The organism is Nitratireductor sp. L15S-10 (genome assembly GCF_045011005.1).
Taxonomy (GTDB): Bacteria; Pseudomonadota; Alphaproteobacteria; order Rhizobiales; family Rhizobiaceae; genus Nitratireductor.
Map to the genome: position 1 here is coordinate 1983689 of NZ_CP120674.1, position 16790 is coordinate 2000478.

21 protein-coding genes are annotated in these 16790 nt (G+C 57.7%); 10 read left to right on the top strand and 11 right to left on the bottom strand.

Going from position 1 to position 16790, the window contains the following annotated elements:
* Positions 1-26 precede the first annotated feature (26 nt).
* Together cysE and P2W41_RS09455 are read left to right on the top strand one after the other, a co-directional pair.
* Entirely contained in the window at positions 27-863 is an 837-nt protein-coding gene (cysE, locus tag P2W41_RS09450) for a serine O-acetyltransferase (RefSeq protein ID WP_404933014.1), read from the top strand.
* Between the two features lie 307 nt (positions 864-1170).
* Positions 1171-1377, top strand: a complete 207-nt coding sequence (locus P2W41_RS09455) for a DUF3126 family protein (RefSeq protein ID WP_007008028.1) — start codon at positions 1171-1173, stop codon at positions 1375-1377.
* Positions 1378-1465: 88 nt separating this feature from the next.
* On the opposite strand, the gene P2W41_RS09460 is transcribed toward P2W41_RS09455, so the two are convergent.
* Positions 1466-2251 (bottom strand): hypothetical protein, encoded by a 786-nt coding sequence (locus P2W41_RS09460; RefSeq protein ID WP_404933015.1) that lies wholly within the window; start codon positions 2249-2251, stop codon positions 1466-1468.
* A 164-nt stretch (positions 2252-2415) separates the two neighbouring features.
* Here P2W41_RS09460 and P2W41_RS09465 point away from each other — a divergent pair, with 164 nt between their 5' ends.
* A complete protein-coding gene (locus P2W41_RS09465) occupies positions 2416-2943 on the top strand; it encodes a gamma carbonic anhydrase family protein (protein WP_404933016.1) in 528 nt (175 codons plus the stop codon).
* A gap of 199 nt (positions 2944-3142) precedes the next feature.
* Here P2W41_RS09465 and P2W41_RS09470 read toward each other — a convergent pair whose 3' ends face one another.
* From P2W41_RS09470 to P2W41_RS09480, 3 genes are all read right to left on the bottom strand, one after another.
* Positions 3143-3757: a transglutaminase-like cysteine peptidase gene (locus tag P2W41_RS09470; RefSeq protein WP_292895854.1), complete on the bottom strand. Its 615-nt coding sequence runs from the start codon at positions 3755-3757 to the stop codon at positions 3143-3145.
* 517 nt (positions 3758-4274) lie between these two features.
* Positions 4275-4892, bottom strand: coding sequence for a PilZ domain-containing protein (locus P2W41_RS09475; protein ID WP_292895852.1), 618 nt, complete (start codon positions 4890-4892; stop codon positions 4275-4277).
* Positions 4893-4984: 92 nt separating this feature from the next.
* Positions 4985-5623 (bottom strand): PAS domain-containing protein, encoded by a 639-nt coding sequence (locus P2W41_RS09480; protein ID WP_292895850.1) that lies wholly within the window; start codon positions 5621-5623, stop codon positions 4985-4987.
* Between the two features lie 336 nt (positions 5624-5959).
* On the opposite strand from P2W41_RS09480, the gene P2W41_RS09485 reads away from it, so the two are divergent.
* Entirely contained in the window at positions 5960-6709 is a 750-nt protein-coding gene (locus tag P2W41_RS09485) for a rhomboid family intramembrane serine protease (RefSeq protein WP_404933017.1), read from the top strand.
* Positions 6710-6806: 97 nt separating this feature from the next.
* Positions 6807-7238: a CBS domain-containing protein gene (locus P2W41_RS09490; RefSeq protein WP_292895846.1), complete on the top strand. Its 432-nt coding sequence runs from the start codon at positions 6807-6809 to the stop codon at positions 7236-7238.
* A 35-nt stretch (positions 7239-7273) separates the two neighbouring features.
* Here the strand turns inward: P2W41_RS09490 and P2W41_RS09495 are convergent, their stop codons facing one another.
* Positions 7274-7531, bottom strand: coding sequence for a YjhX family toxin (locus tag P2W41_RS09495; RefSeq protein WP_292900174.1), 258 nt, complete (start codon positions 7529-7531; stop codon positions 7274-7276).
* Positions 7532-7820: 289 nt separating this feature from the next.
* On the opposite strand from P2W41_RS09495, the gene gatB reads away from it, so the two are divergent.
* From gatB to P2W41_RS09520, 5 genes are all read left to right on the top strand, one after another.
* Complete coding sequence (gene gatB / locus P2W41_RS09500; protein ID WP_404933018.1) at positions 7821-9323, top strand: Asp-tRNA(Asn)/Glu-tRNA(Gln) amidotransferase subunit GatB; 1503 nt, start codon at positions 7821-7823, stop codon at positions 9321-9323.
* A 7-nt stretch (positions 9324-9330) separates the two neighbouring features.
* Complete coding sequence (locus P2W41_RS09505; protein WP_292895842.1) at positions 9331-9825, top strand: N-acetyltransferase; 495 nt, start codon at positions 9331-9333, stop codon at positions 9823-9825.
* Positions 9825-10310 (top strand): GNAT family N-acetyltransferase, encoded by a 486-nt coding sequence (locus P2W41_RS09510; RefSeq protein WP_404933019.1) that lies wholly within the window; start codon positions 9825-9827, stop codon positions 10308-10310. Before P2W41_RS09505 ends, P2W41_RS09510 begins: the two co-directional genes overlap by 1 nt.
* A gap of 102 nt (positions 10311-10412) precedes the next feature.
* Complete coding sequence (locus P2W41_RS09515) at positions 10413-10811, top strand: NADH:ubiquinone oxidoreductase subunit NDUFA12 (RefSeq protein ID WP_292895839.1); 399 nt, start codon at positions 10413-10415, stop codon at positions 10809-10811.
* Between the two features lie 258 nt (positions 10812-11069).
* A complete protein-coding gene (locus P2W41_RS09520) occupies positions 11070-11450 on the top strand; it encodes a DUF2155 domain-containing protein (RefSeq protein ID WP_246637983.1) in 381 nt (126 codons plus the stop codon).
* Between the two features lie 3 nt (positions 11451-11453).
* Here the strand turns inward: P2W41_RS09520 and aat are convergent, their stop codons facing one another.
* The 6 genes from aat to P2W41_RS09550 all read right to left on the bottom strand — a co-directional run bounded on the left by aat (position 11454) and on the right by P2W41_RS09550 (position 16755).
* Positions 11454-12074 (bottom strand): leucyl/phenylalanyl-tRNA--protein transferase, encoded by a 621-nt coding sequence (gene aat / locus P2W41_RS09525; protein WP_292895837.1) that lies wholly within the window; start codon positions 12072-12074, stop codon positions 11454-11456.
* 47 nt (positions 12075-12121) lie between these two features.
* Positions 12122-13465, bottom strand: a complete 1344-nt coding sequence (gene accC / locus P2W41_RS09530; protein WP_292895835.1) for an acetyl-CoA carboxylase biotin carboxylase subunit — start codon at positions 13463-13465, stop codon at positions 12122-12124.
* 16 nt (positions 13466-13481) lie between these two features.
* Positions 13482-13949 carry an acetyl-CoA carboxylase biotin carboxyl carrier protein gene (accB, locus tag P2W41_RS09535; RefSeq protein WP_292895833.1) on the bottom strand — a complete coding sequence of 156 codons (468 nt, stop codon included), beginning with the start codon at positions 13947-13949 and terminating at the stop codon, positions 13482-13484.
* Between the two features lie 21 nt (positions 13950-13970).
* Positions 13971-14414 carry a type II 3-dehydroquinate dehydratase gene (gene aroQ, locus P2W41_RS09540; protein WP_404933020.1) on the bottom strand — a complete coding sequence of 148 codons (444 nt, stop codon included), beginning with the start codon at positions 14412-14414 and terminating at the stop codon, positions 13971-13973.
* A 119-nt stretch (positions 14415-14533) separates the two neighbouring features.
* Positions 14534-15301, bottom strand: a complete 768-nt coding sequence (locus P2W41_RS09545; protein ID WP_404933021.1) for a DsbA family protein — start codon at positions 15299-15301, stop codon at positions 14534-14536.
* A gap of 83 nt (positions 15302-15384) precedes the next feature.
* Positions 15385-16755, bottom strand: coding sequence for a M48 family metalloprotease (locus P2W41_RS09550; protein WP_404933022.1), 1371 nt, complete (start codon positions 16753-16755; stop codon positions 15385-15387).
* Between the last annotated feature and the right edge of the window lie 35 nt (positions 16756-16790).

The following is a 16790-nucleotide window of genomic DNA, read 5'->3' on the forward strand; positions in this document are numbered from 1 at the left end:
TGTGGTGCTCCGGGTGGAGAAATCCAATGAATGCACACAATGCTATTCGCCAACGCAGTTCCGGGAAAAGCACACCGCAGCCTGTGGACCCGATCTGGTATGCAGTGCGCGAGGAGGCTGAAGCTGCGGTTGCCAATGATCCGCTTCTTGCAGCGTTTCTCTACGCGACGATCTTAAATCACGATGATCTCGAGAACGCGGTCATACACAGGGTGGCCGAGCGGCTTGACCACCCGGATATGGGCGCGGACCTGATCCGCCAGACATTCCACGCCATGTTGGATGCAAGGCCTGAGTGGCGCACGAGTGTGCGTGTCGATATTCAGGCGTATTACGACCGGGATCCGGCCTGCGATCGGTTCTTGATGCCGGTGTTATATTTCAAGGGGTTTCATGCGATCCAGACTCACCGCCTGGCTCATTGGCTGTGGAATGAAGGACGCCGGGATTTCGCCCTATACCTGCAGAGCCGTTCCTCGGCCGTGTTTCAGACCGACATCAATCCGGCTGCTCGCATGGGGAAAGGAATTTTCATTGACCATGCGACAGGGATCGTGATCGGTGAGACGGCCGTGGTTGAGGACGACGTTTCTCTGTTGCATGCGGTAACGCTCGGTGGCACCGGCAAGGAAACTGGCGACAGGCATCCGAAAATTCGCCGTGGCGTTCTGATTGGCGCCGGGGCGAAGATCCTTGGAAATATCGAAGTTGGCCATTGTGCACGCGTTGCCGCAGGGTCCGTGGTTTTGAACGATGTGCCTTCCGCAAAGACGGTCGCGGGCGTTCCCGCCAAAGTGGTCGGCGAATCCGGCTGCAGCGAACCCTCCCGCTCCATGGATCAGATAGTCCACGGCGGTGACTGACAGGAAGTTCACTGCCTCTGGACGGACTGTCATATCAGTGCGTGTATCTCGGATGGCGGGCGTTGGCTTTGCTGGCACGGGGACGATGGCTGTTGACCCGCAGGGGCTTTCCGGCTGAAATTCCGGTTTCAGGGTTTACAGTGGCGCCGGGCTCATGTCAGAAGCGCCCGACCGCAGCATTGCCGCCGGCCCGCCCAGTGGACTACCAGTGGGTTTGATGGCGGCACTGCACGAAATTTGAAGCTGCGCATCGGAGCGTCTCACTCGATGTTCGTATCTGCGTTGCGCAATGCACTGGAGATGTTTCTTGAATCCCGAGGAAATCAGAAAGCTGGAAGCGTATTTCAAACGCACCTTCAACAATCCTGCGTTGAGCGTGAAGGCGCGTCCGCGCAAGGACGATTCCTGCGAACTCTATCTTGGAGACGAGTTTCTCGGAATCATCTTCAAGGATGAGGACGAGGGAGAGCTTTCCTACAATTTCTCAATGGCCATTCTTGATATCGATCTGTGATATCTGCCAGCGAGCATAAATCCTCAAACGGCCTGCACGCTCTGGCGTGTGGGCCTTTTTGCTGCAGGCTCCAGAGGAAGTTTCGGTATCAATCAGGTGTGTTGAGGAGGCGCGACGCTTTCCGCCTTATGGTCCGGTCGAGAACCTGCCATTCACCGAGAAGCGAAGCCGGGAAGCGATAGGTCAGGCTTAGACGGTTCCCGAGATTGATATCGCGTTCGCAGGGTGCAAGAGCCTCTTTTGCGGCAGCTCCCGTCAAGCAGCGGGCCACGAAAGGCTGTGCTGCATCGTTGGCCTCCGCTATTGCAAGAACCTCCCCCGTGTAACCCGATTCCTTCTTGAAACGATGGAAGCGGACATTGCCGGGCCCGGCAATTGAGCGGGCTTCGATTATCTGGCGGTAGACAGGTTCCAGTCGACTGCTCATGTCTCGAGACATGACCTGCTCTTCGAATGTGAGGAATATGATATTGCGGGAGCCATCGACATGATTGAAGTCGTCCCGCCGGTCGGATGTATATCCTTCGAGTTCGGGCCAGGACAGATATAGGTCAAGCCGTAGCGTCACACCGTCCATCCGCGCGCTTTTGAAGCGTATCGCGTTTTCGGGGACTGTTAGTACGTTGTTCCGGATCACGATTTCGCGGAGGCGTTCCGAAGCGGTGTGCCCAGCATCGGAAAGAGAAGCTCCATACCAGTGTCCGAAGCCGAGGATGCCGAGAGACAGGACCAGGAGAAGCAGGCAGAACTGGAAAACGCGGAACGCAAAACGGTTCCTGCGTGAATCCATCACTGCTCGGGGATCTCCTGTGTTTTCGCCGGTCGCCAGTATCGTGCCCTCACACATGTCTTCCGCACCGGAAAGAATCAGCATCAAGCCTCTGAATATTAATGGAGCCTTGGATGGACATGGTAAAGGGAGTGTAAAAGCAGGTTCAGGGATACCCTCTGGGTTGCAGTCGGGGATTTATCCGATGACGGTATTCTGCTTTGCGGTGGGATGTTGCAAAGTGCGAACTCATCGAACTGGAGTGAATTATGCCGATTTACGCGCTGGCGGGTGAAAGCCCGATTTTCGAGGATAGGGAAACCAACTGGATTGCGCCGGATGCGTCGGTCATCGGCCGGGTGCGCCTTGGCCGCAACGCTGGCATCTGGTTCGGTGCGGTGCTGCGTGGCGACAACGAGCCCATCGAGATCGGGGAGAACACCAACATTCAGGAACATTCGGTTCTGCACACGGATATTGGCTTCCCGCTCACCATTGGACCTGGCTGTACGATTGGTCACCGGGCGATACTGCATGGCTGCAGAATTGGCGAAAACAGCCTGGTCGGCATGGGGGCCATTGTTCTCAATGGAGCTGAAATCGGTAGAAACTGCCTGGTGGGCGCGGGAGCACTCGTGACTGAGAACAAGAAGATTCCAGACAATTCGCTAGTCGTGGGTTCGCCGGCGAAAGTGGTGAGGGAGCTCGATGACGAGGCTGTGCGAGGCCTTCAATGGTCATCGGCTCATTATGTGGAAAATGGTCGCCGTTTTCTGGAAGGGATGAAGCCAGTCTGAGGCGCCGACAAAAAAGCGGAGCCGACCCATGGGGTGGGCCGGCTCCTGAACCCGGTCGTTGGGGACGGGGAGGTGGGGACTCGACCGGGTGTCCCAAAACGGACCCACCTGCGCGGAAGTCAGAAACGCAGGAAGGCCCGTTGGATGTCAGTCTGTCATGGGCGCATCCCGTCCATCGCGCCCATGAGTATGGAGTGTGTCAGCGGCTCGAGGCAACGCTGCCGACAGCCATGGAACGTCCATCATTGATGGAGACCCACTTGCCGGAATGAGACGCCGACTGGCGTTTCAGATAGGTGTAGTCCGTATCGGTCCAAACTGAAACACGCGCTTCCAGATTGTCCAGAATATAGTCTCCCATGCTGGTGACGACTGTCAGCACCGCATGTCCGTCACCATTGGGCTGACGCACAACCGTAATCAGAAGATTGCCGGCAGGGACACCAGCACGAATGAGGCGCCGGCGCTTTTCCAGAACATAGTCCTCGCAGTCCCCATAGGCTTGCGGGTAGGACCAGTATTCTTCTATGCCCCACATCTCCATGTCGGTGCGCGGCAGAACCGTCGAGTTCACCGCATTGTTGACATCGATCATCGTCTGCCAGAGCTTCCGTGTGAGCTGCACCGGCCGCGGGCGCGCTGTCGTCTGGCGGCATTCGTCAGCTTCGCGCTGGCAAAGTTCATAGTGTCCGATCGGCTGACTGGTGAGCCCGCCAACCTTCATGAAGTTGGGTGTGGCGAACGCGCTCGTGCTGAGCGTTCCGATCACCACCGCGGCTGCGGCGATAAGCCGTGCGCTTTTTGAAGTCCCCATTTTCTTGTCTCCCCGTTTGAGGTGACAATGACAGAGGGGAATTTATTCCAGGCAAAATTGCATAGTATAAATCGCGCTAAATTCGAGTTGTATTTGGGTTTAATAAGAATAAAACTTGAATGTATTTTGATTTTTATTTGATTCAAATTCATATAAAATTTTACGGAATTCAAAGGGCATTTCGAACGCTAACTGGAGTGCCCGCGCTAACGCGGTCTTCTTCATTAAAGCTACGGCGGCGAAGGGGCGCGGTAACTGCGCGAGAGATGGGGGGGCTGTCTTGGGATACGGGGCAGATGCGGCCATGGCTGCACCGGTGTGTCCCTTAAGGGTACCGGGGAGGGGCGTTCAGCAGCGATTTTGTGGCCGAATGCATGCCTTTGCGGCTGTAGAGAGCCTTAACGGCTTTCCCTCATTTGTGCGGGCGGCTTACAATAAACCGTGTGCCCGAGAGGCCGGAGATGTCATGGCCGGAATATTCGATGACTTGACTGCACGGCTCGGCGCGGCATCAAACTCAGGCATCCGCCGGCAATGAGAATTCGGCTTCAAGGGCCTGTCGGTCCTGTATGCTGGCGAATTCGATGGCGACGCCGTCGTCGAAGTGGCGGACCACCTGACCACGCATTGTGCCGATATGAACCTGCGTTCCACGTTCGGGCCTGACTTCGCTCTCAATTGCAGCGCCGGAGAGCGAAAGATCGATAATGCGGCAGCGGTATTCACGACCGTCCGGCAGACGCAGGACGCTGATCGGATTGCGTGGTGCGATGCGCTCGTGGCGGCGATCTTCAGGCAGATCCAGTTCGTGTTTGTTGGCCAACCAGGTGAGCTGGGCGGCAAGCTTGTCGCGCTTGCGTTCCGACGCGACCACCGTCATGGCGAAACCGTCACGATTGACACGGATAATTTCACCTTCGATGCGACCGACATGATCGAGATAGGCAATAACGCGCTCGCCCTGGCGTCCGGACCGTTGGGCGATAAGGCAGACATCACCCGGCGACATGTCGGTCACCCGGCAGGCGTGCTCGCTACGGTCCTCCAGCATAAAGCGGCCATAGATCGACACTTTCACGCGTTGAAAACTGCGTCGCTCATCGTCCAGATTGGACCGGTTTATCGCCGCTGACATGGTGGTATGCGCTCTTCGCTCTGGCGGTTCTTGCTGCCCTAAATTGGCAGCGCGATGTTACGCCCAAGCGGTTAACAAGCGGTAAGAGGCAACTATGCGTTGCGGCCTCCGTCAAAAACCACCAAATGACGGAAGCGCCGGCCCTGTCCGGGTTCAATCAGGCTGTCAGTGATAGAGCGCTTTTCAGGTACCAGCGGGGGCACCTCGACCGCGGGTCGATTTTTCAAAAGAACCGGCTCCCGATCGGCATCGATGAGGCGCAGCGACGTTACTTCGCAGTCGACGAGGATTTCTGCACCCAGCCAGAAGGGTTTTTCACAAGCCAGGAGGGACCCCATGGCGCGGGGACTTTCCATTCCACCTTCCAGTGGCAGCAACAAAAGCTCGAAAGATGCCTTGTCGCCCGCCCCGTTCTTTCCCTCGAAGGTAAGAATGACAACGGATTTCATGTCAAAGACACTGCGGGCGAGTTTTCCCACCACCGTCTGGTCACGGCCGGTCCACAAGGAAGCGAAGGAAAGCCCCTTTAGTTCTTTTCCAAAAGTGGCACACAAACGGGTGCCGGCGAGGCGGAAGATAGCTTCACCCCGCGCATCCTTCTCAAGAATAAACGTGTCAGCCAGCAGGGATTTGATCTCTGCAGGTTCCACTTCCGTACGCCTGGGGGCCGGACGATTGCCACGCAACCTGTTCCAATATTGGAACAATGTCACCGAACCATCATGTCTCATGCCTCTTGGCTCCTTACTTTCGGCCCGGGCCTGTCTCATAGGCGGACAGGTGCGGGCATTTTCAATAGCGACATGTGGATGGGTGCAGGTTGCGTGCCAAAGTGGCCGGGGTTGTTCACCCCACCGTTTTGTTAAGGTTAAAAAAGAGTTTCAATTGTGCGCTTTCGCGGCGGCTGACAGTGTTCTGCCGACAGCAGGGCCGAATCATTGGCAGGGAAATACGGGCTGGGCCGAAGTTCTAAACAGAATACGAACCGGCAGGGGGGCTCGACAAAGCCGTTCAGGGTGTAAACCTGAACGGCTTTTTTCCGTCTGACAGGTCTGCTAGGCAAAATCATGGATAGAGAAGAAGAAGATCGCGCAAACCGGGCTGCAGCACACGGCACCATGCCGAACCACAGCGATGGCGGACGCGAACCCGTGTTCAATCTGGCGCCCGTAGTCACAGGCCTTGGCCTTTTGTGCATCGCAATCTACGCGGTGGAAGCACTTTGGCTCAACTTCGATCAGCAGATCTGGCTGATGGTTCGTTTCGCTTTCCTTCCCTTTCGTTACACGGGACCGGTGGCGCTGGATGTCTATGCCTTTACCAGTCCGGTTACCTATTCGTTCCTGCATGGGAGCTGGGGCCATTTGCTTGTGAACATGGTCTGGCTTGCCGCGTTCGGCTCACCGCTTGCCAACCGAATTGGCACGATCCGGTTTCTGTCTTTCTGGGTTGCTGGTGCTTTGGCAGCGGTGGCGCTCCACTTCGTCCTTTATCCTTCTTCGATGGTCCCGCTCGTCGGTGCTTCCGGTTCGATCTCGGCGATGATGGGCGCAGCAGCTCGGTTTGCCTTCCGGGTCGACCGCCGGGCATCAAAGCCGGCATTCACCGGCCCGGTCCTGCCTGTATCAGTGGTTTTGAGGTCGCGGATGGTACTGGTCTTTCTCGGCGTTTGGATGATTGCCAACCTGGTAACGGGCGTGTTTAGCGACACCGTTGCCAACGGACCTCAAATTGCTTGGGAAGCACATGTCGGCGGCTTTCTTCTGGGATTTTTCGGCATCCGGGCATTTGAACCCGGCCACGCCGCCCGTCACTAGATCGTGTGACCCGTTGAGCACCTGATGGCAATGCGACACTTGCCAAGCCGCCTTGCTCGGCGCAACATTGGCTTGTTGCGAGGAGAAGGAGATTGCCATGACGGTGAAGGCCATTCTGGATGCGAAAGGGCGCAATGTCGTCACCATCGCCCCGGACATGAAACTCGCGGACGCAGCGCAGCTTCTGTCACAACGGGGTATCGGTGCGGTTGTGGTGACCGAGGCCGATGGTCGGATCGCCGGCATATTGTCGGAACGCGACATTGTGCGCGTCATTGGCAGGGACGGTGCCGTTGCTCTCGATCAGTCGATCTCCAGAGTGATGACGTCGAAAGTGCAGCGCTGCCATGAACAGAACACCATCAACGAGGTCATGCAGATCATGACAACGGGTCGCTTTCGCCATCTCCCAGTGGAGGAAAACGGGAAGATCGCCGGCATCATTTCCATTGGAGACGTCGTCAAAAAACGGATCGAGGATGTGGAGCGCGAGGCGGAAGACATCCGCAGCTATATAGCCACGGCCTGAAAATGAGAGGCTGCCTTTCGGCAGCCTCCTTCAGTCTAGCGATTGTCTCCCTGTGAGCGAACCAGCTCCAGTCCGCGTCTTGTGATGCGGTACGGACCACCATTGCGCGACTGGATTGCGCGTTTGCGTTTGATTTTTCTGAAGATGACCACGTCGAGGCCGGGGAAATACCAGCCATCGCGGGTAACACAGTTCAGTTCGACGATTTGACCGCGGTCATCTTTCTCGATGTCTATGCGGCCACCCTGCGCCAATATGTGCAGGATGCGCTGTTCTGCGCGGGAAATGTCCATCTCTTGAATTCCCATGGGAAAAAACCAGTGGCCGAATGGCCACAAAACATCGCCGCGCCATCTAGCGATGGTGCGGGGTTTCAAGGTTTTCTCGCCCCGATCCTGTGTTGGTTCAGGTTCGGGGCCTCACCGGGCCTCAAGGCTGATGGACATAAAAACTCCGTTGGTTCGGGGTTTTCATAATGCAAACTGTGGCAGGAATAAAGCGCTCGGCTTGCCACATGGGAGTGTTTGGTCTAGCGAATGCGCATCCATCTTCGAACCATCCGACTGCACGGCACCGTGAACCATGACAATCATCGATACGCGCACGCCCGATCCCAAGCGTTTTATCTCCGGAGCCACTGGCGACTGGGAAATTATCGTCGGCATGGAAATCCATGCGCAGGTTACCTCTGAAGCAAAGCTCTTCTCGGGCGCCTCGACGTCTTTCGGCGCTGAGCCCAATGCCAATGTTTCTCTCGTGGATGCGGCCATGCCTGGCATGCTTCCGGTGATCAATGAAGTGTGCGTAAAGCAGGCAATCCGCACGGGGCTGGGCCTTAAGGCGCAGATCAACCTGCGCTCCGTTTTCGACCGCAAAAACTACTTCTATCCGGACCTGCCCCAGGGCTACCAGATTTCCCAGTTCCAGCAGCCGATCGTCGGCGAGGGCAAGGTGACTGTCTCGGTCGGCCCAGCCAAGGATGGCTCGTTCGAGGAGATCGAAGTCGGTATTGAACGTCTGCATCTGGAACAGGACGCAGGCAAGTCGATGCATGACCAGCATCCGACCATGTCCTACGTGGACCTCAACCGATCCGGCGTTGCGCTGATGGAGATTGTCTCCAAGCCTGACATTCGTTCGGCAGACGAGGCCAAGGCTTTCCTGACCAAGCTACGCACCATCCTGCGCTATCTGGGCACTTGCGATGGCAATATGGATGAAGGGTCAATGCGGGCCGATGTCAACGTCTCGGTACGCCGGCCGGGTGGTCCCTTCGGTACGCGTTGCGAGATCAAGAATGTGAACTCCGTGCGTTTCGTCGGGCAGGCCATCGAATCGGAAGCGCGCCGCCAGATCGCCGTCCTTGAAGATGGCGGTACGATTGATCAGGAGACGCGTCTCTTCGATCCCGTAAAGGGCGAGACCCGCTCAATGCGCTCCAAGGAAGAAGCGCATGACTATCGCTATTTCCCCGATCCGGATCTGGTGCCGCTGGAGTTCGATCAGGCCTATGTGGATGCGCTTGCAGCCGATCTTACGGAACTTCCCGATGAGAAGAAGGCACGGTTCATCAAGACATTCGGCCTCTCGGAATATGACGCATCCGTGTTGATCGCGGAGAAGGCCACGGCAGACTTTTTTGAGAAAGTTGCCGAAGGTCGAGACGGCAAGGCCGCAGCCAACTGGGTCATCAACGATCTGCTTGGCGCGTTGAACAAGGCCGGGCAGGGGATCGAGCACACAAACGTTACTCCCGACCAGCTTGGCGGCATCATCGACCAGATCAAGGATGGCACGATTTCCGGCAAGATTGCCAAGGACTTGTTTGAAATCGTCTTCACCGAGGGTGGGGATCCGCGTGTCATCGTTGAAGAACGCGGGATGAAGCAGGTGACAGACACGGGTGCCATCGAAAAGGCTGTGGATGAGGTCATCGCGGCCAACCCCGACAAGGTCGAGCAGGCCAAGGCCAAGCCGACGCTTGCCGGCTGGTTTGTGGGACAGGTGATGAAGGCCACGGGCGGCAAGGCCAATCCACAGGCGGTCAACGCGCTTGTGAAGGAAAAGCTTGGGATCGATGCCTGATAGCGGCATGGATTTTTTCGTACGCACGGCGAGCGAGCGCGACTTGCCAGCCGTGCGTGCGCTCCTCATCGAGACCTGGCACGACACCTATGATCTTCTCTATGGGCGCGAGCGCGTGGTGGAGATTACGAATTCCTGGCATTCCCCTGAGGCGCTGAAAGCACGATTGAAGAGGCCGGACTCAGAATTCGTTTTGGCCGACAGTGGCCAGACTATCGGCGGGATGGCGTTTGCCGTGGCCGAGAACGAGGGCAGGAGTATCAGGCTCCACCAACTCTATGTGCATCCCTCTTGCCAGGGAAACGGTATTGGACTGGCGCTTTTCTCCGAAATTGCTCAATGCTTCCCTGAAGCGCGTGAAATCACGCTCGAGGTTGAAGAGGCAAACAGCAGGGCGAGAGCATTTTACGAACATCTGGGGTTTGAGCAGGTTGGGCGAAGCGGCGATTGCGGCGGGGCGGGTTTCGAATTGCCCGCTCTCGTTTACCGGCGCGAACTTTGATGCTGGCGGACGACCAGACAAGCACTGAACCGCTGTTGATACGAATCGCCGAAAAGCGTGACGTGGCGGCCATCGTCGCACTCTTCGCCGCAGATGCGGTGGGTGGCCACGGCGATACGACCGAAGCGGAAGCGGCAGGGGCTTATCTTGCGGCATTCGAGCGCATCAGCCGTAGCCCGAACGATACGCTTTACGTGGCCGAACTGCACGGCTCGGTGGTTGGGACCTTTCAGACGACGCTCATTCCGGGCATGCCGGGTCGTGGCCGCACAAGTTTTCAGATTGAGGCCGTACAAACGCGGCAGGACCTGCGCGGCCAGGGAATAGGGGCGTCCATGATCCGTCACGCAGTTGAAAAGGCGAGGGCATGCGACGCCCGCCTGGTACAGCTTATGTCCAATGAGACGCGCAAGCGCGCGCACGGGTTTTATGAGCGGCTTGGCTTTGCCAAAAGCCATGTCGGTTTCAAGATGAAGCTGAAATGACTCTGGAGCATCGACTGGAGGTCTTGCCTTCCGGCGCAGCGGACGCCATAACGCCAACCACGAGCCATCTCTGACGATGACAGCGAGCGACTTGAGGACGCCATGAAGAAGTTTCTGCTTCAGTTTTTCACCTGGTGGAACGGCCAGACGCTGGGCACGCGCTTCCACACCTGGCGCAAAGGAACGCGCGTCGGTGAAGACGAGTTCGGAAACACCTATTATGAGGGTGGCAAGGATTCCGAGGGGCGTACGCGTCGCTGGGTGATCTATAACGGCATTTCCGATGCTTCGCTCGTGCCGCCAGGCTGGCACGGCTGGCTGCACCATCGAGTTGACGTGGCACCGGTCAACGAGAACTACACGCCGCGCGAATGGCAGAAACCGCATCTGCCCAATCTGACCGGATCGCCTGCGGCCTACCGTCCGAAAGGCTCGATCGCCACTGCCGCAGATCGCCCGCGCGTGACTGGCGATTACGATGCATGGACGCCGGGTGGCTGAGGCTTCTCGCTGATCTCGCCACAATTGCGTACTAGATTGCCCTGCGTCCATCCGGACGCACAAAGGACGATCTAAACTATTGATGGAGCATCGGAATAGCCCGAAAACCGGATTCCACTTTTCGGTCCGATGCTCTAATCGTAAGCTTTACCGGCTGACGGGCGATTCCGCACCGTCATCAAAGGTCGCAAGCGAACAGGACGGGTGTAGAGCCACATGAAGTCAGGCCAGAAGAAAAACGCCGGTTTTGGGCTGATTATGGCATTGGGACTGGCGATGCTGGCGACTGCGCCGGTTCAGGCCGCCAGAATCAAGCATCCGGTCGCCGAGTTCACGGGTATCGACAAGATCACCGGGCGAATCATCTCCTTTGACGTTTATATGGACGAGACGGTTCAGTTCGGTGCACTACAGGTCACGCCACGGGTCTGTTACACTTCAGAAGAAACCGAAGAGCCGCGTACAGATGCGTTTGTGGAAGTGGACGAGATCACTCTGGACAGAGAGATTCGCCGCATTTTCACAGGCTGGATGCTCGCAGAAAGCCCCGGTCTGAATGCTGTCGAGCACGCGGTCTACGATGTGTGGCTCAAGGGCTGCAAGGAAGACACAGACGTACCGCCGCCAGAAACCAACTGATCGCTACGGATTGAAGCGGGCTTCACCGCCCTGCAGTGCTTCGTGCAGGAGTTGTTCATAGCGAGCTCGAGGCACATCTATCGCCCCAAACTGTTTCAGATGCGGCGTGGTGAATTGTGTATCGAGAAGCGTGAAGCCTTGCGCGCGCAGGCGTTTCACGAGATGAGCGAGGCAAATCTTCGAAGCGTCAGTGCGGCGTGAGAACATGCTCTCGCCAAAGAACGCGCGCCCCAGTGTCACGCCATACAGGCCACCAACCAATCCGTCGTCCGTCCAGGCTTCCACTGTATGGCAATGCCCGTTCTCAAACAGGAGCCCGTAGGCTTCGCGGATGGGAGCGTTGATCCAAGTCTCGTCGCTGTCGCGCCGCGCTTCTGCGCAACCCTCGATCACACCCTCAAAGTCTGTGTCGAAAGCAATGCGGAAAGTGTTGCGACGCAATCGCTTCGCCAGACTTTTGGGAACATGAAACGCGTCCAGGGGAATGATCCCACGCGTCTCCGGCCGCACCCAGAATACCTCCGGATCGTCCGCGCTTTCCGCCATCGGGAACACCCCGGTGGCATAGGCGCGAAGAAGAAGATCCGGAGGAATCCGAAATCCTGGTGCGAAAGGTCGTGCCATCGTGTCCAACCGGCGAATTGCCGGAGAATCACAGCGAGCGGCGAGCCTCAGCTCGTCTTTGCCAGGTAATTCTCCAGCCAGTGGATGTCGTAATCGCCGTTGGCGATGTCGGGATTGCCCACAAGATCCTGGAACAGCGGCAGTGTGGTCTTGATGCCGTCAACCACAAACTCGTCCAGAGCGCGGCGCAAACGCATCATGCACTCTACCCGGTTGCGACCGTGCACGATCAGCTTGCCGATCAGGCTGTCGTAATAGGGCGGAATGCGGTAGCCCGAATAGACGCCGGAATCCACCCGAATTCCCAGACCGCCTGGTGTATGGAAATGCGAGATGGTGCCAGGCGAGGGCGTGAAGGTGCGCGGGTCTTCGGCATTGATGCGGCACTCAATAGCGTGCCCCTCGAAGCGAACTTCGTCCTGCGTGCAGGAAAGACCGCCGCCAGAGGCGACGCGAATCTGCTCGTGCACCAGATCGATGCCTGTGATGGCCTCGGTGACCGGATGCTCCACCTGGAGACGGGTGTTCATCTCGATAAAGTAGAACTCACCGTTCTCGTAGAGAAATTCGATGGTGCCGGCCCCCGAATAGCCCAGGTCGGCAATTGCCTTTGACACGACCTCGCCGATGCGATTGCGCTGCTCGACATTGAGGGCAGGCGAATTGGCTTCTTCCCAGACCTTTTGATGGCGGCGCTGGAGGGAACAGTCACGTTCACCCAGATGAATGGCTTTGCCGGCGCCGTCGCCCATCACCTGCACTTCAATGTGACGAGGCTTTTCGAGATATTTCTCGATATAGACCGCATCGTCGCCAAAAGCGGCGCCCGCTTCCGAGCGGGCGGTGGAGAGCGCTTCGGCAAGGTCGGCTTCCGTCTTCGCGACCTTCATGCCACGACCGCCGCCGCCGGCGGAAGCCTTGATGAGCACTGGATAACCGATGTCAGCGGCAATCCGCTTGGCTTCCACATCGTCCGTCACGGCGCCTTCGGAGCCGGGAACGACAGGGATTCCGAGCTCTTTCACCGTTTTCTTGGCAGTGATCTTGTCGCCCATAATGCGAATATGTTCCGCAGACGGCCCGATGAATGTGAGATTGTGCGCTGCCAAAATCTCGGAGAACTTGGCGTTTTCGGAGAGGAAACCGTAACCGGGATGAACGGCATCCGCGCCGGTGATCTCGCATGCAGCCAGAATCTGATGGATATTCAGATAACTGTCGCGCGAGGGCGGCGGCCCAATGCATACGCTTTCGTCGGCAAGGCGCACATGCATCGCATCCGCGTCGGCCGTGGAATGGACGGCGACGGTCTGGATGCCGAGCTCCTTGGCGGCGCGCAGAACGCGCAGGGCGATTTCGCCGCGATTGGCGATGAGGATTTTATGAAACATGCGCGCCTGCCCCGGATTACTCGATCACAACCAGCGGCTCGCCGAACTCGACCGGCTGGGCATCCTCGAAGAGGATCGCCGTCACTGTGCCGGAGCGGGGAGCAGGGATCTGGTTCATGGTTTTCATCGCTTCGATGATGAGAAGAGTCTGGCCTTCCTTCACGGACTGACCGACCTGGATGAAGGGGTTTGCCCCCGGTGCGGGCGCCGCGTAGGCTGTTCCTACCATCGGAGAGGGAACGGCATTCTTGGAGTCGGCCGGGTTTGCCGCGGGAGCTTCTTCCTTCGGTGAAGCCACCGGTGCAGCAGGAGCAGGAGCGGGGGCTGGTGCTGCATAGGTCTGCACTGCCGCGGCGGCCTGTTTGGCCACGCGAATCCGCAGATCCTCCTGCTCGACTTCGATTTCAGTCAGATTGGTGTCGTTCAAGATCGTCGCAAGCTCGCGAATGAGTTGCTGATCGACCCCCGTCTTCTTTGTCGACATATTCTTATTCCTGCCTTGTTCTCAATCGGGCTGGCTTGCGGCCACCGCATCCAGCGCGAGTACATAACCGATTGTGCCCAAACCGCAAATCATGCCTTTTGCGGCCGGAGCGATCATCGAAACGTGGCGAAAGGCCTCGCGTGCGTGAATGTTGGAGATATGCACCTCGATCACCGGCAGCGGGCTGACGGAGCGGACCGCATCATGAAGGGCAATGGAGGTGTGCCCATAGGCACCGGGATTAATGATGATCCCAACCGCACTTTCGCCAGCTTCATGTATCCAGTCAACGAGGTCGCCTTCGTGGTTGGACTGGCGGAACTCGACATGCATTCCAAGTGCTGAAGCCTTCTTGTGGCATGATGCTTCGATCCCTGCCAGGGTATCGCCGCCGTATATGCCGGGCTCACGTTTTCCGAGCGCATTCAGATTGGGCCCGTTCAGTATGAAGACTGTTTTCGCCATGAAATTGTCCCCTGGCCCTTCGCGACACGCTCTATACGCTCCTCTATAGAGGGCTTAGACCGTGCCGCAAAGATGGCAAGGGGCTTCTTTGTCTGTCCACAGCGCGCTCAACGCGCCGATCAGTTGCTTTGTGAGCGTGCCTGGTCGATTTTCTCGGCAAGAACGTCCTTGCCGAGGGCGCCGAACACAATTTCGTCGCCGATCACATATGCGGGCGTTCCTGTGACTGCAAGCTGATTCGCCAATTCGTAGGTTTCGGAAAAAATCTTTTGAATCGCAGGGTTCTCCATTTCCTTGCGCAGCGCTCCTTCTTCGACCCCATTCTCGACTGCGATCTTGATGGCCAGTTCACCATCGGCGCGTGTCTCGGCGCCTAGGAGCTGCTGGTGAAACCCGGCGTATTTTTCCGGCGCGATGGCATGCACCGCCATCGACACCACATGCGCTTCACGTGATTGAGCAGAAAGGATCGGGAACTCCTTGAGAACGAAGCGGACATCATTGTTTTCTTCCACCAGTGCCTGCATGTCAGCCATGGCGCGCTTGCAATATCCGCAGTTGTAGTCGAAGAATTCAACGACCGTTATGGCTGCGTCCGGATTGCCGACCACACCGTCATAGGGGCTATTGAAAAGCTGGTCTTTCCTCTCCTCCATCACGGCTTTCTGAGCCATTTTTTGCTCTTCACGCTGCTTGGCCTCAAGCGCATCCTGAACCTCCAGAAGAAGTTCGGGATTGTTGAGCAGATAGTCGCGGATAATCTGTTCCACTTCCGGTTTGCCAAGCGGCGCCGCAGTCTCGGCCTGTGCAGCAGAGCTGAATATCGTGAGGGGCGCAAGCAAAGCGGCCGTGGCAGCGAGCACTCGGATTTTTCTCGTGAAGATCATGTCATGTTCCGATTCATCTGTTTGGGTGAGCGGGTGCACTCATGCGTCACTCATGGGTGCGGATGAGGCCACAAAGGTTCATCTTAACCCGGTTTCTTGAACTGAATGATGTCCTGCGCCCGCAGCCAGCCAGGCGTGCCGCGTTTCATGCGCTTTTGCGCCCGGGTCGCGAATATTTTCGCATCCTGATACTTACCGAGATGAAAATAGCCTTCCGCCGTCGCCAGTTCGGCTGCAGCGATTTCGCCGATCTGCCCGTAGGCCTGGGCGAGGTAGCGATAGCCATTGGCAAATTCGGGCTCGCGTGAAAGGCCGGTCTGCAGCTCCGAGGCAGCCTTTCTCACCAGATCCGGCTTGCCCGTCGCGAGCAGGGCCTGCCCGTAGCCGACCTGCAGCAGGCCGGGGGTCCCAGGCGCAAGTGACAGCGCCCGCGCATAGGCGTTAGCTGCTTCCTCGGGTCGGTTGGCCTTTATGAGAACATCTCCGCGCAACTCCTGGAGGTACGGGTTGCGGGGCATCTGGGAAATCAACGCGTCGACCTTTTGCAAAGCGGTACGCGGGTTGCCGGTGAGATATGTGGAGATCGCATCGCCATAGCGCGCAGGGATGCCGCGGGGATCGCTGCGGAAGAGACGTTGCACAGCCTGACCGCCCTCCATATAGGCGGCAATCTTGGCTCGCATCATGTCATGACGAAGCTGCAGCTCCGGGGGATCCTTGCGATCAAAGTGGCTGCTTTTGCGGGCGAGCTCCTCCAGATTGGCAATGCGCTCGCGCGGCATCGGATGGCTGATCTGGTAGGGGTCAACATTTACACCCGCGAGAGCCATGCCGCCGGCCAGACGTTCGAATGTCTTGAGCATTCCTCTGGCAGACTGTCCGGTCCGATTGAGATAATCAATCGCGGTCCGGTCGGCGGTGGCTTCTTCAGAGCGCTGATAGCCAAGCAGGCTGCGCCGCGCCATTTCGGCACCACCGGCCGCCATGCCGACGCCAGCCGTGGCCAGACCGCGCGAGTCAGAAGCAGCTCCGGCGACACCTGCTCCAATGCCAATGAGGGCCGATACGATCGCCATGGTCTGGGCACGTTTCAACTGTTGGCGCAAACGCTCCTGGTGACCGCCCGCGATATGGCCGGCTTCATGGGCAATCACCCCGATTACCTCGTTGGGTGTGTCCGCGTCCGTCAAGGCGCCGGTGTGAATGAAGATCCGGCGTCCGTCGACGAACGCATTGAAACTGCGGTCGTTGACCAGGACGATATCGATACCGGATCTGGAAAGGCCGGCCGCTTTAAGAATCGGGCGGGCGTATTCCGAGATAAGAGCCTCGATTTCCGCGTCACGGACAACGGTCACCCGGGCCTGCGCGAATGCGGCAGGGGCCGAGACGACGGTCAGATAAGCGGCAGCGAGAAATAGCGTAATCGTTCGCGTGACAGTCATGTAAGCCATGGTTTTTTTCTCAAGCATCGCGAAAGTGGTAGACG

Excerpts from the sequence above, each read along its gene's own strand:
- cysE (WP_404933014.1), top strand. The coding sequence starts at position 27 with ATGAATGCACACAATGCTATTCGCCAACGCAGTTCCGGGAAAAGCACA.
- P2W41_RS09460 (WP_404933015.1), bottom strand. The coding sequence starts at position 2,251 with ATGCTGATTCTTTCCGGTGCGGAAGACATGTGTGAGGGCACGATACTG.
- P2W41_RS09465 (WP_404933016.1), top strand. The coding sequence starts at position 2,416 with ATGCCGATTTACGCGCTGGCGGGTGAAAGCCCGATTTTCGAGGATAGG.
- P2W41_RS09470 (WP_292895854.1), bottom strand. The coding sequence starts at position 3,757 with ATGGGGACTTCAAAAAGCGCACGGCTTATCGCCGCAGCCGCGGTGGTG.
- P2W41_RS09475 (WP_292895852.1), bottom strand. The coding sequence starts at position 4,892 with ATGTCAGCGGCGATAAACCGGTCCAATCTGGACGATGAGCGACGCAGT.
- P2W41_RS09480 (WP_292895850.1), bottom strand. The coding sequence starts at position 5,623 with ATGAGACATGATGGTTCGGTGACATTGTTCCAATATTGGAACAGGTTG.
- P2W41_RS09485 (WP_404933017.1), top strand. The coding sequence starts at position 5,960 with ATGGATAGAGAAGAAGAAGATCGCGCAAACCGGGCTGCAGCACACGGC.
- P2W41_RS09490 (WP_292895846.1), top strand. The coding sequence starts at position 6,807 with ATGACGGTGAAGGCCATTCTGGATGCGAAAGGGCGCAATGTCGTCACC.
- P2W41_RS09495 (WP_292900174.1), bottom strand. The coding sequence starts at position 7,531 with ATGGACATTTCCCGCGCAGAACAGCGCATCCTGCACATATTGGCGCAG.
- gatB (WP_404933018.1), top strand. The coding sequence starts at position 7,821 with ATGACAATCATCGATACGCGCACGCCCGATCCCAAGCGTTTTATCTCC.
- P2W41_RS09505 (WP_292895842.1), top strand. The coding sequence starts at position 9,331 with ATGGATTTTTTCGTACGCACGGCGAGCGAGCGCGACTTGCCAGCCGTG.
- P2W41_RS09510 (WP_404933019.1), top strand. The coding sequence starts at position 9,825 with ATGCTGGCGGACGACCAGACAAGCACTGAACCGCTGTTGATACGAATC.
- P2W41_RS09515 (WP_292895839.1), top strand. The coding sequence starts at position 10,413 with ATGAAGAAGTTTCTGCTTCAGTTTTTCACCTGGTGGAACGGCCAGACG.
- P2W41_RS09520 (WP_246637983.1), top strand. The coding sequence starts at position 11,070 with ATGGCATTGGGACTGGCGATGCTGGCGACTGCGCCGGTTCAGGCCGCC.
- aat (WP_292895837.1), bottom strand. The coding sequence starts at position 12,074 with ATGGCACGACCTTTCGCACCAGGATTTCGGATTCCTCCGGATCTTCTT.
- accC (WP_292895835.1), bottom strand. The coding sequence starts at position 13,465 with ATGTTTCATAAAATCCTCATCGCCAATCGCGGCGAAATCGCCCTGCGC.
- accB (WP_292895833.1), bottom strand. The coding sequence starts at position 13,949 with ATGTCGACAAAGAAGACGGGGGTCGATCAGCAACTCATTCGCGAGCTT.
- aroQ (WP_404933020.1), bottom strand. The coding sequence starts at position 14,414 with ATGGCGAAAACAGTCTTCATACTGAACGGGCCCAATCTGAATGCGCTC.
- P2W41_RS09545 (WP_404933021.1), bottom strand. The coding sequence starts at position 15,301 with ATGATCTTCACGAGAAAAATCCGAGTGCTCGCTGCCACGGCCGCTTTG.
- P2W41_RS09550 (WP_404933022.1), bottom strand. The coding sequence starts at position 16,755 with ATGGCTTACATGACTGTCACGCGAACGATTACGCTATTTCTCGCTGCC.